Origin of the sequence: Hymenobacter qilianensis (assembly GCF_014638675.1) — a bacterium.
Taxonomy (GTDB): domain Bacteria; phylum Bacteroidota; class Bacteroidia; order Cytophagales; family Hymenobacteraceae; genus Hymenobacter; species Hymenobacter qilianensis.
Window position 1 is genome coordinate 1,811,594 of sequence record NZ_BMFN01000001.1, and the last position, 12,318, is coordinate 1,823,911.

Here is a 12,318-nt window from a genome sequence, read left to right on the forward strand (position 1 = left end):
TATAGTGTATTCACTAGGTACTATCTTATATAAAAAGCCACAAATCTTGCGAATACGCGGTTTTCAGGGCCTCACTGCAAAAATCTGCGTGGTTTTTGCGAAATTGTAGCTGTCTTATTATGGTCCTGACGGCGTGAGTATGAAGCATATTGTCTTTGGTTGGTTTTGTTTGCTGATAATGGGGGGAAGCGTGCCTGTGTGGGCACAACAAGCCAAGCCCAAGCCACCGGTTGCGGCCGGCGCTGTGGCGGCGCCTCGACCGAAGGGCAAGCTTTCGCAGGAGCCAGCTCAGTATATTCTGGATGTGCAGGCCATGATGGCCAGCACCAACAATGCGGCGGCCAAAGCCTCCGCAGCCAGCTTGCAGCAGCTTTGGGCCAGCAATAAGCTCACGGCCACGCAGCAGGGAACCATTGTAGCCGTTTCCCAGCAGATGCTGGAAAAGAAATACCGGCCTCGGCCACACTTTGAATCCTTGTTCAACGCGGTGCTGGCGGGCGCCAATCAGAATCTCTCCGATCAGCAGATGACGGAGCTGCTTGGCGTAATAGCCAAAGCGGTGGAGAAAGAGGATCTACTGACGACCGAGAAGTTTCTGACCAACACCGCGCAGTTTTTGAACACCAAAACGCTCTATCGCTCGCGCTACAATAATCTGCGGGTAGTGGGGGGCAATTTTACCTTCGCCTACAACGAAAACGACAACCCGCTTCCTGCTCCACCCCGGCCCAAGCTGGTGGCGCCCACACCCGTGCCCGTAGCCAAAACGGAGCCGCTGCCTACTACGCCTGCCGCCAAGCCGGCTGCTAAGCCAAAGCCAGCGAAGAAGAAAAGCAATGATGGCTGGGACACCGCCGACCTCTGGGACTCGGGCAGCGACAATGGCTGGGGCAACGACGATGGCTGGGGCACGCCCAAGAAGAAAGCGCCAGCGAAAGCTCCCGCCAAAACCGCTGCCAAAACGCCGGCAAAAGCTGCTACGCCTGTAAAAGCGCCCGAACCTGCTCCGGAGCCCGTTTTCGTTGACAACAGCAGCTACGATACGTACATGGCACCGCCCACCCGCGGCCCGGTGCTTATTATAAAAGACGCCGACCTGCTGATGGCCACTCCCGGCGACAGCATTGTGCTGCGCAAAACCAGCGGTATTGTGGTGCCCGGCCGAAGCAGCTTTGTGGGGCAGGGCGGGCAAATGGCCTGGACCATCAACAACAATCCGGTCACGGCTGACATGACCAGCTACGACTTTGATATTGCCAAAGCCGAGTTCACCGCCGAGCCCGTTACCCTGACATACCCGGCGGTGCTTGAAGCACCTGTTGAGGGGGCTTTTTCTTACAAAAGCGTCAAGAAAAAGCCCGGCGCCACCGACTCGGGCTACCCGCGCTTTATCTCTCTGACCAATGACGCTCGGGTAAAAAACCTCGGCGACAACATTCGCTACGTGGGGGGCTTTTCCTTGGCTGGTAGCAAGATGCTCAGCGCATCGCTCGACGGTAGCTTGTCGCGCATTACAGTGGAGGCTGATGGCAAAACCAAGTTTGCGGCCACGTCGCGGGCCTATGTGCTGGGCGACTCTATCATTACGGCGGCCCGTGCCGGCGTTACTATTTATCAGGATAAAGCCGACTCTCTGACGCACCCTGGCGTGAAGCTCAAGTACAGCAAGCGCGGTCAGGTATTGCAGCTGAATCGGGAGGATGGCTTATATAAAACTACGCCCTACTACGACTCTTATCATCAGATGGAAATTGCGACGGAGCTGCTTACCTGGCCCATTCGCACGCCGCTGATCGACTTCTCGATGCTGACTGCCAAAAATCAGGTCACGGCCAGCTTCGAGTCGAAAGAGTTTTACACCAATACGCGCTACCAGCAAATCAAGGCCATTAATAAGCTGCACCCGCTGCAAATGGTGGTGGGCTACAGCCAGACGCACGGCGATGCCAAAACCTTCACGGTTGCGCAGATGGCCGCCGATTTGAAAGTGAAGGAAGCCAACGTGCGCTCTGCCGTATCCGGCCTCGCCCGCGACGGCTACGTGGCCTGGAATGCCAGCACCGACGAGGTGACCCTGCTGCCCAAAGCCACTCACTATGTGCGCTCCTCACGAGGTAAAAAAGACTATGACCACATCGCTATTAAATCGTTGTCGCCGGGCGGGAAGAACGCGACGCTTGACCTGAACAGCAACGATCTGATTGTGCGCGGCGTGGACCGCTTCAACTTCTCCGACGACTCAATAACGGTGTATGTGAAGCCCGACAGCAGCACGATTCGCATCCAGAAGAACCGTGGTGTGCTGTTCAACGGTACGGTGGTGGCTTCGGCCTTTATCTTCAAAGGCAAAGAGTTTAAGTTCGACTACGACGGCTTCTTCATTGATCTGGTGAAGATTGACTCCATCATCGTGAAGGGCAAAAACTCGAAAGGCTCGGTGATGAAGACGCGCAAAGACACCGACTTTGCCCTGACCAACAAGAAGAAAAGCTCGTCGGGTAAGCTCTACATCAACGACCCCAAGAACAAGTCGGGCCGCAAGCGGCTGGGCGCGTATCCTTCCTTCGACGCTTCCACCGGTGCTTACGTGTTCTTCAACAAGCCCGAAGTACTGGGCGGCGCCTACGATACAGCCGTGTACTTCGATATTCCGCCTTTCCGCCTTGACTCGCTCAATAACAAAAATCGTTCGGCCGTCGGGTTCAAGGGTACGTTCATGTCGGGGGGCATTTTGCCGCCTATCAAAACCAAGCTGAGTCTTCAGGAAGACGGTTCGCTGGGCTTCAACTACAATGCTCCCAAGGAAGGCCTGCCGGTGTACGGGGGCAAAGGTCGTCTGTACAACAAGGTGCAGATGAGCAACCGCGGTATTCAGGGCAACGGCGAACTGACTTACCTCGTGGGCAAGCTCCAAAGCGAGCAGTTTATCTTTTATCAGGACTCCGTCGTGACCTCCGGTAAGTCGGGAAATATTGCGCAGGGGCCACTCAATGGCGTGAATTACGCCAACGTAGCGCTGCTGCCGGGCTACGAGATGAAGTGGGTGGTGAAAGCCGACTCCATGTATATCAGTACCCCACGCGACGGCATGGCCATGAAGTTCTACGCCGGTGAATATGGCTTCAAGGGCACAACCGTTTTAACTCCTGGGGGGCTTTATGGCAACGGTGGGTTAGACGGGCCGCAGTCATTTATTCGCTCGCAGCAGTTTACCTTCTTGCCTACCAGCTATAAGGGTAAAAAATCGACGCTCAGCATCAAATCATCGGAAGCCAACAAGCCCGCCCTGACCGCCAACGAAGTAGCTTTCGATTACGATATCAAGCAGGGCTACGCCAACTTCACCCGCGAAGAAGGCAGCAAGGCCAGCATCGACCTGCCGTATTCTGACTTTAAAACCACGTTGAGTGGTGGCCGCTGGGACTTCAAGAAGAAATTCGTGCAGATGCGCGTGGCCCCCGGCGCCGACTCTACCAAGGCTTATTTCTTCTCTACCAAAGAAGAGCAGAAAGGGCTGAAATTCAGAGGCACTACGGGGCAGTACGACCTGAGCCGCTACCGCTTGGTAGCCGGTGGTGTGCCCTACATTGCTGCCGCCGACGCCTGGATCACGCCCGACAGCAGTAAAGTGTATGTGCTGGGCAGCGGCCAGATGCGATCCTTCCAGAACGCTGGTATCGTGATGGATACGCTGAGCAAATTCCACGAGTTGTATAAGGGCCAGATAGAAATTAAGTCGCGTACGTCCTTCACAGGCAATGCACTGTACAGCTACCAGAACGCTACGGCCGACTCCTTTGCCATCAAGTTTGCCAACTTCGCCGTCGATTCGGTGGCGGTGAAAGGGAGCTTGGCTAATGTCGGCAAGGGTGGCGGCAAAGGCTTACTGGGGGGCAAAAAAGAAAACATTATGAGCCCCTTGGCGCCGCCCACGGTGGCGGTGGCCAATATTCAGGCCGCTGATAAATTCAAGCTCGCGCCGCGGGTTCCTTATCGGGGCAATGTGCGCCTGAACTCCCAGCGTAAAGGGTTCATCTTCGATGGGCAGGCCCGCCTCGACTTCAGCTCCCAGCCTTCGGCCAGCGGCTGGTTTGCCGTTCAGGACAGCATCGACCCCAAAGACATGCGCATCAAGCTTCAGGATCTGACTTCGGAAGATGGCTCACCGATGCTTACGGGTCTGTTTATGTCGGGTAGCACGGCCAAATTATACCCGCTCTTCGCGGCTGTGAAGCCCGACGTAACCGACCTGAACGTCTTCAGGGTAGACGGCACCATGCGCTTCGACGCCAAAAAGCGCAACTTTACTATTGCCCGTCATGATGCCGATGACATTAACATCTATGAAGGTCAGGTTCTGAAACTGGATGATGCAACAGGAGTAATGAACTTCCGGGGCAAGATGGAGCTGATTGCCTCCAACAAAGACTACTCGCTGACCGCGGCAGGCGTAGGCAAAGCCAAGCCCGACAGTAACCGCTACGAGCTGGACACCTTCATGGCGTTCGACATTAACATGCCCGAAAAAGCCATTGAGGCTATGGCCGCCGATATAGCCGGCAGCATCAAAGGGGCTCCCGAGGCGCTAGATGGCTCGCAGAATGAGCTGTATAAGCTGGGTGAGTTTATTGGTAGCAAGGCAGTTCAAAGCTACGCGGCCCGCAAAGGCAGCTATGTGCCCCTGCAAAAGTTGTCTTCTAAATTGCTGCATACCCTGGTGCTGAGCAAGGTAAATCTGGAGTGGTCGGAGAAGAAAAAGGCCTGGTACTCGGTGGGCAAAATTGGCCTGGCTAGCGTAGGCAAAAAGGACCTGAATGCGCTGATTGATGGCTACATCGAAATCAAGCGTGAGAGCACCGGCGACGCGGTCGAAATCTACCTAGAGGCCGAGCCCCGCACGTGGTACTACATCAAGTACACCAACAACGTGGTGCTGGTCAAGGCCCAGCACGGCTCCTTCGATGAGATTATCAGTCTCAAAGCCAAGGGCGATTATAACACGGCCACGCAGTACGGGTTCTATCTCGGCGACGACCAGGAAGTGCAGCTCTTCCTCGACCATTTCCGCAAAGACTACTTGGGCGAAGACCTCAAAAAGCGCAAAGCGGCCCCCATTGTAAGTGGCAACGACGACACGAGCACATTCGACAACATGGGGGATACTGGCAAAAAGAAGAAAAAGAAGAAGCAGGACGCCGTAGTGGACGAAGGCACCACGCCCGCCGCTGACGCTCCGGTAGAAGAGCCTAGCCGCAAAAAGAAAAAGAAGAACGAAGCTGTAGATCAAGCCGCGCCACCCGCCGATGCGCCGGTGGAAGAGCCCAAAAAAGAAAAAAAGAAGAAGAAAAAAGCTGCCGAGGAAGACCCCTTCGGCGACTCCTAAAAAGTAAAAGCCTCTATACAAAAAAGCCCCCCAGAAACTTTCTGGGGGGCTTTTTTGTGAGTTGATCATTATATAGAGGCGGTCATGCAGACGAAGGAAACATCTTACGTGCGGTCGTTGCCATCATACACATATCTTCTGTCATCCTGACGAAGGAAGGACCTTATCACGTTGAAATACCTTGTTCAACTGCGATAAGGTCCTTCCTTCGTCAGGATGACAGAAGATATGAGAGCGAATGCTACTGTGTGCGTATAAGGCGGAGTCAACTTCTATCTTTGAGCAACTCCGCACCTGCTGCCTTTCCACCCTATGAACATTCCTATCGTGCTTGGCCTCTTGGTGGCCGCTTACCTTATCGGCTCCATCCCCACGGCTCTGTGGGTGGGAAAGTGGTTTTTCGGGCTCGATATCCGGGAGCATGGTAGTGGCAATTCGGGGGCTACCAACACCTTTCGGGTGCTGGGCAAGCGCCCCGGCTCGGTGGTGATGGCCATTGATGTATTCAAGGGCTGGGCCGCCACGTCGCTGGCTATGGTGATGCTGAACCAAGGAGCTATTCAGGCTGGTAACTTATTATATTTCCAGCTGGCCTGCGGCGTACTGGCCGTGGTAGGCCACATTTATCCCATTTATGCGGGCTTCCGGGGTGGCAAAGGCGTAGCCACTGTGCTGGGTATGATGCTGGCTATTGCGCCCGCGACCGTGGGCGTGTGTATCCTAATTTTTCTGGCCGTGCTGCTGCTTTCCCGCTACGTGTCGCTCTCCTCGATGGCCGCCGGCGTAGCCTTTGCGCTCTTGCAGCTACTGCCCCCGTTTCGGCCTGATAACTCGCTGCTGCTGGTATTCGGCTTCGTGCTGGCTGGTTTGTTGATTTACACTCACCGAGCTAATATCGGCCGCCTGCGGGCCGGGACGGAGAGCCGCGTGCCGCTGTTTGGGCGGAAGTAAAGGGCGTGACTATAGGCACTAAGCCGTCATTTTTGTCAATAGTATATTTCTCGTTGATTAGAAAAAGCTTGTAGCGGAGCAGAGCAGACTTTACTAAAATAACTGTCGGGCTTCTGTAACCTTCCCGATATAGCGCAGTGTCCATGAGCAAAACGTACTCAGTCAATTTCTGCTCAGCTCACATTCGACAACTGCTTCATGCGGGTACTACTTCTGACATCATTTCTTGGACTAGCAAGTTGCTCTCCAAGCGCTATCGTTCCCCAAGACGTGGTTGCGGCGCAAAAGCAAACGCTACCTGCCGTTCAGGATACGCTTGTTGATGTGGGCGGACACCGATTGCACTTCAATGTTTGGCCAGGCAAGGCGCCAGCTATTCTGTTTGAAGCGGGGGGCGGTGATGACTTATCCACCTGGAAAAAGATAGTAGAGCCCGTGTACCGCGCCACAGGAGCTACGGTAATTACCTACGACCGCGCCGGGTTTGGCAAGAGCGAGCTAAATGCTGATCGGATGAGCTTACATGCGCAAGTCGCGGACTTGAAATCAGGTCTTGCCAAGCTAGGAGTTGACGACAGATACGTGTTGGTAGGTCACTCATTTGGGGGGTATTTTTCTACGTTATTTGCTGCTCAATACCCTAAGCAAGTGAAGCATGTTGTGCTGCTGGATGCCGCGCATGTCGCCTTTTATACCGACGCGCGGGTGAGCAGCTTTCAAACGGAGTATGCGGCATTAAAGGCAAAGTTCAAGCAGGAAGACCAGGGCAAGTACTGGATGCTCGAAAATGCTATGGAGGATAAGCTGGAGATGGCCAAAAGCCCCTTTCCAGCCTCAGTTCCAGTTGTTGACGTGCTAGCAGAAACTCCTTACGGCAATAGCGAAGCAGAACGGGCCGAGTGGGCCCAGGTGCATGAGCAGTTCGTGGCTGCGGCACCCAACAGACGGTTGATAAAAGCCGCGGGCAGTGGGCACTATATTATGAGCGACCGGCCGGAGCTAGTCGTTGAGACGATTGCGCAAGCCTACCGTGAGGGCCAGGGTGGAAGAAAGGAATAAGGGAAGGTTGAACAGCGACGCTATTTGTTGGTAATTACAACTTATATCGTTTGGGGCAGAGCGCGTACCGTGTGCCCTGCTACCTTCGTAGTCCCAACTAACCTTACCGCCCCATGCCTACTTACCTCGACCAAAACAAGGAGCGCTTTCTGTCCGAGCTGCTCGATTGGCTCCGTATTCCGTCCGTTTCCGCTGACCCCAAGTTTCAGGGCGATGTGCTAAAAGCCGCCGACTTTCTCAAAGCCCGCCTAGAGGAAGCTGGTGTAGAAAACGTGGAGCTTTGCCAGACCGCCGGCTACCCTATCGTGTACGGCGACAAAATCATTGACCCTAGTTTGCCCACTGTGCTTGTGTACGGTCACTACGATGTGCAGCCCGCCGACCCGTATGAGCTGTGGACATCGCCGCCATTTGAGCCGGTCATTAAGGACGAGAAGATCTACGCGCGCGGCGCCTGCGACGATAAAGGCCAAGTGTATATGCACGTGAAGGCCTTCGAGATGATGAGCCAGGACGGTGGCGTGCCCTGCAATGTCAAGTTTATGATTGAGGGCGAGGAGGAAGTAGGCTCCAGCAACCTCAGCATCTTTGTGAAAGCCAACAAGGAGAAGCTGAAGGCCGATGTCATTCTGATTTCGGATACCGGCATGCTCTCCAACGACGTGCCCAGCATCGAGGTGGGCTTGCGCGGCCTGAGCTACCACGAGGTAGAAGTGACCGGCCCCAACCGCGACCTGCACTCCGGTATCTACGGCGGCGCGGTGCCCAACCCCATCAATGTGCTCTGCAAGATGATTGCCAGCCTGCACGACGAGAACAACCACATTACGGTAGCCGGCTTCTACGATAACGTGGACGAGCTAAGCGCCGAGGAGCGGGCCGAAATGGCCAAAGCCCCGCACTCCGACGAGGAGTTCAAAAAAAGCATCGGCCTAAAGGATATTCACGGCGAGAAAGGCTACAGCACCATCGAGCGCACCAGCATCCGACCCACGCTGGACGTGAACGGTATCTGGGGTGGCTACACCGGCGAGGGCGCCAAAACGGTCATTGCCTCCAAGGCCTACGCCAAAATCTCGATGCGCCTGGTACCCCACCAGACCTCGGCCGAAATCACGCAGAAGTTTCAGCAGCATTTTGAAAAAATCGCCCCCCAGGGCGTTACGGTGAAGGTAACGCCCCACCACGGCGGCGAGCCCGTGGTTACGCCCACCGATTCGGTGGCATACCAGGCGGCGGCCAAAGCTATTGAAACCACTTATGGTAAAAAGCCGGTGCCCACGCGCGGCGGCGGCTCCATTCCCATTGTGGCCATGTTCAAGTCGGAGCTAGGGCTGGATACGGTGCTGCTCGGCTTCGGCCTGGATTCCGATGCCATTCACTCACCCAATGAGCATTTTGGCGTGTTCAACTTCCTGAAGGGCATCGAAACCATTCCGCACTTCTACCGCAACTACGCGGCAGCCAGCAAGTAATAATTGCCTCTTCATATAGCAAAAAAGCCCCCCAGCACCGGTGCTGGGGGGCTTTTTTGCGTTATTTATTCTTATTAAAGAAGCGGTAAGCGACGTAAAACTGCAACGCTCCGTTTCGGGCTTGTAGCTGCTGCGTCTCATCCTCGGAAAACTGTACGGCCTTAAAGATATTGCTTAGGCCGCCCAGGTAGCGCCAGCCCGCGCTCAGGCCTCCCGGATCCTGGTAGCCAAAGCCAACGGCATATCCATACTCTGTCTGGCGAAAGGGACCTTCCTCCACGCTGAACTCCGTTACGCTTTCCAAGTTGCTCTTCACCGACAGCAGGCGCCCCATCTGTGGGCCGGCTTCAAAGAAAATGTCGGTGACAGTGTAGCGCAACAGCGCCAAGCCATCCAGGTAGTGCAGCTCCGCCAGAATGTTGGGTCCGTAGGCCAGCGACTTGTCGCCTTTGATGGTGTAAAGCCCTTCCGTCTGTAACGAAAACCGCTCGCCAACGCTCAGATTCAGCGTGGCGCCGCCGTGGTAGCCCACCCGAAACTTGCTGTCCTCTACATCCCGGCCGACGCCGCTGCTCAAATTGCCCCCCACCTTAATGCCGGGCCGCAGGCGCACAAGCTGCGCGTAGCTGGTGGTGCTGGCGAATAGCAGCAGGAGGAAGCCTAAAAGTGCCTTTATCATAAAATGCCGGGAGCGAAAGACTACTAACGAAGTCATCGGTCAAAAGTAGCTACAGATGCTGAAGCTTTTCTCGTAAGCTTGTAAAACAGAAAAAGGCTGTTTCTCGCATCTGAGAAACAGCCTTTTTGGCTTTAAAAACTACTCTCTAGTTGCCGCCGAAAACGTAGCCTAATGAAAATTGGATTACTGTGTTGCGCGTCTTCCTTTCGTCTGGCACATCTTTTAGAATAGAAGAGAGACCACCATTGTAGCGTACAGTCACGCTAGGACCGGAAGAAAACTGGTAGCCAACACCGGCCACATAACCAATGTCAAATCGGTTGTAGTCGTCAATATTATCATATTCACTGGTTACACGAGCAACCTCTTGTTTATCTTTTTTTCCTACTAAATAGCCAAACTGCGGACCGGCCTCAAAAATTAACCCATCAGCATTAATACGTGCAAGCACTGGTAAATCGACGTAGTGAGTGCGCGATGTATACTTAATATTATCTTCATCTACGCGATATCCCTTCTGCGAATAAAGCAACTCAGGCTGCAAGGAAAAGAAGCCATCACTGCTTAAAGGGGCATTAAGCGTAATGCCACCATGAGGGGCTATCAGAGATTTAAATTCAACATCTTGTGCTTTTTCGAAATTCTCTACGCCATTGCCAGCATTGTTGGCAAGGTTGACACCGGCTCTAATGCCCAGTTTTACGCCTTGCGCCTGGCTGAAAGAAGCAACACCCGCAGTAAGTAGGAGAGAAAGAAAAACCTTTTTCATTGGTTAAGAATAAAAATAAGATGGTTGACACGCTTTATACAGTTGAAAGCATGGTTATAATAGTTGTGCTTCATAATTATGCCAAATATTAAAATAGGCTAATAAATAATAAAAAAAACACCCAACTAGGTCGGTTGGGTGTTCTGTATGAAGGCTTTATAGATAACGCTAGCGGCTCGGAATTAGGTAGCCCAGCGACACCTGAAACACTTGGTTGCGGGCGTTGCGCAGTTCGTCGTCGCGGTAGCCAGCTTTGGCAAAATCGGTGAAGGAGCCGTTGTAGCGCAGGCCGATGAGCAAGCCCGCGTCGCTTTGATAGCCCAGGCCGGCCGCGTAGCCAATCTCGTTGCGGTTTACTTCGTCCAGGTTCTGCTCGCTCTGCACCTTGCTGAATACCGTGCTGTTGGTCGTGCGCTCCGACTCGTCTTTCACCTTCAATAGATAGCTATACTGCGGACCACCCTCGAAGAAAACGCCCCCCGTGTTGATTTTAAGCAGCAACGGCACATCAATGTAATTATAGGTCTGGGTGCCTTTGTAGGTATAGCTCTGGCCCAGGAAGGTGAACTGGTCATCGGCGTATTTGTATCCTTTCTGGGAAAACAACACCTCAGGCTGCACGGAAAGGAAGCCGTCGTCTACAAGGCCGATATTCAGCATAACGCCACCGTGAGCGCCAAACTTATTCTCGTATATGTCTTCGTTGGTCAGGTCGCCGGAGAGGTTGGAGTAGTTAGCGCCGCCCTTGATGCCAAAGCGGATGCCCTGAGCATGTGCATCGGAAGAAGCGAAGGCCGCAGCCGAGAGCAGAGTGGCAAGTACAAATGCAGTTTTTTTCATGGCGCAAAAGAAGTTTGGTTAGATAAATTGCATAGCTCAACCACAGACGAAAAGTGTGCCAGGGTCGCCAGAAATCAACGAAAACAGTATTATTTAAATTTTAAACAGCACAAAAAAACGGGTTGCCAAGGTATGGCAACCCGTTCTAAGAAGCTGAACTGCAACTACCTATTTCGTCGGAATCAAGTAGCCCAACTGTAAGGTGAAAGCATTGTTGAATGCTTTTGGCTCGTTGTCGATGTCCTTGGTGTCGATGAGGGAGTTGAAGCCGCGAGCATAACGCAGACCCAGGCTAATTCCGCCTTCGGTCATATAACCGATGCCAGCCACACCACTAATGTCGAACTGTGCCAGATCAGACTTGTCGGCATCACCGTTACCAAAGCCGATATAATCGTCAAAATCCGAGTTGTCTTCCGACTTTTCCGTCTGACCGTTCACGAATTTGGTGGTCAGCTCGCTCTTGTTTTTAGAGCCGAAAAGGTAGCTCACCTGCGGCCCCAGTTCAAAGAAAAGCCCCCCAGCGTTGATTTTGGCTAACAGCGGCACATCCAAGTAGTGCAGAACGCGCTGCTGCTCGTAGTCAACCTTGTCGATGTTGGTGTTGCCCACCTGCGCACCGGTCAGGGTAGAGCTTACCTCATAGCCTTTGCGGTTATAAAGCAGCTCAGGAGCAAAGGAAAAGAAGCCGTCGGAGCTAATTGGAACACTAAGAGCCACGCCAGCATTGTAACCCAACTTATAATCGCCAAAATCGGTGCTGTAGCCTGCGCCCGTGATTTGATCCACGTCGCTGCCGCTGATGTTCGAGTAAGTGGCACCGGCTTTTAAGCCAATGCGAAATCCGCCCGGGTCCTGAGCTTGGGCGACGGAAGCCGTCAGAAGGCCTAGAGCCAGTACTGCAAACTTTTTCATAAAAATGATAAAAAGGATTTGTAAAACATTGTAAATCTGGTATTAATGCCAGCAAGACAAACGAATGTCAGGCCCTCATACCGTAAAAACGAGTATAAAAGTTGCGGCTCAGGTAGTAATTAATGTTGAGGCAGCAGTGGCACAAACCTATTTCGAACGCCCCTGTTTCCGACAAGTACAATGAGGTCAGTAGCTTAGTGGTCATTTCAGAACCACCTTGTTTCCGGGGCGTGATGCCCTGGGTTTT

At 53.5% G+C, this 12,318-nt stretch carries 8 protein-coding genes; 4 read left to right on the forward strand and 4 right to left on the reverse strand.

Annotation, left to right across the window (positions count from 1 at the left end):
* Positions 1 to 139 precede the first annotated feature (139 nt).
* The 4 genes from IEW06_RS07710 to IEW06_RS07725 all read left to right on the forward strand — a co-directional run bounded on the left by IEW06_RS07710 (position 140) and on the right by IEW06_RS07725 (position 8,868).
* Entirely contained in the window at positions 140 to 5,383 is a 5,244-nt protein-coding gene (locus IEW06_RS07710; protein WP_188547885.1) for a hypothetical protein, read from the forward strand.
* A gap of 312 nt (positions 5,384 to 5,695) precedes the next feature.
* Positions 5,696 to 6,334, forward strand: a complete 639-nt coding sequence (gene plsY / locus IEW06_RS07715; protein ID WP_187733198.1) for a glycerol-3-phosphate 1-O-acyltransferase PlsY — start codon at positions 5,696 to 5,698, stop codon at positions 6,332 to 6,334.
* Positions 6,335 to 6,604: 270 nt separating this feature from the next.
* Positions 6,605 to 7,393 (forward strand): alpha/beta fold hydrolase, encoded by a 789-nt coding sequence (locus IEW06_RS07720; RefSeq protein ID WP_187733197.1) that lies wholly within the window; start codon positions 6,605 to 6,607, stop codon positions 7,391 to 7,393.
* Between the two features lie 113 nt (positions 7,394 to 7,506).
* Positions 7,507 to 8,868 (forward strand): dipeptidase, encoded by a 1,362-nt coding sequence (locus tag IEW06_RS07725; RefSeq protein ID WP_187733196.1) that lies wholly within the window; start codon positions 7,507 to 7,509, stop codon positions 8,866 to 8,868.
* A gap of 61 nt (positions 8,869 to 8,929) precedes the next feature.
* On the opposite strand, the gene IEW06_RS07730 is transcribed toward IEW06_RS07725, so the two are convergent.
* From IEW06_RS07730 to IEW06_RS07745, 4 genes are all read right to left on the reverse strand, one after another.
* On the reverse strand, positions 8,930 to 9,583 hold the full coding sequence (locus IEW06_RS07730) for an outer membrane beta-barrel protein (protein ID WP_229743069.1): 654 nt from the start codon (positions 9,581 to 9,583) through the stop codon (positions 8,930 to 8,932).
* Between the two features lie 109 nt (positions 9,584 to 9,692).
* Positions 9,693 to 10,316, reverse strand: coding sequence for a porin family protein (locus IEW06_RS07735; RefSeq protein ID WP_187733194.1), 624 nt, complete (start codon positions 10,314 to 10,316; stop codon positions 9,693 to 9,695).
* Positions 10,317 to 10,484: 168 nt separating this feature from the next.
* Complete coding sequence (locus tag IEW06_RS07740) at positions 10,485 to 11,156, reverse strand: porin family protein (RefSeq protein WP_188547888.1); 672 nt, start codon at positions 11,154 to 11,156, stop codon at positions 10,485 to 10,487.
* 168 nt (positions 11,157 to 11,324) lie between these two features.
* Positions 11,325 to 12,071, reverse strand: coding sequence for a porin family protein (locus IEW06_RS07745; protein ID WP_187733191.1), 747 nt, complete (start codon positions 12,069 to 12,071; stop codon positions 11,325 to 11,327).
* Positions 12,072 to 12,318 lie beyond the last annotated feature (247 nt).

Bases quoted from the DNA above. Each gene is read 5' to 3' on its own strand.
- IEW06_RS07710 (WP_188547885.1), top strand. From the start codon at position 140: ATGAAGCATATTGTCTTTGGTTGGTTTTGTTTGCTGATAATGGGGGGA.
- plsY (WP_187733198.1), top strand. From the start codon at position 5,696: ATGAACATTCCTATCGTGCTTGGCCTCTTGGTGGCCGCTTACCTTATC.
- IEW06_RS07725 (WP_187733196.1), top strand. From the start codon at position 7,507: ATGCCTACTTACCTCGACCAAAACAAGGAGCGCTTTCTGTCCGAGCTG.
- IEW06_RS07730 (WP_229743069.1), bottom strand. From the start codon at position 9,583: ATGACTTCGTTAGTAGTCTTTCGCTCCCGGCATTTTATGATAAAGGCA.
- IEW06_RS07735 (WP_187733194.1), bottom strand. From the start codon at position 10,316: ATGAAAAAGGTTTTTCTTTCTCTCCTACTTACTGCGGGTGTTGCTTCT.
- IEW06_RS07740 (WP_188547888.1), bottom strand. From the start codon at position 11,156: ATGAAAAAAACTGCATTTGTACTTGCCACTCTGCTCTCGGCTGCGGCC.
- IEW06_RS07745 (WP_187733191.1), bottom strand. From the start codon at position 12,071: ATGAAAAAGTTTGCAGTACTGGCTCTAGGCCTTCTGACGGCTTCCGTC.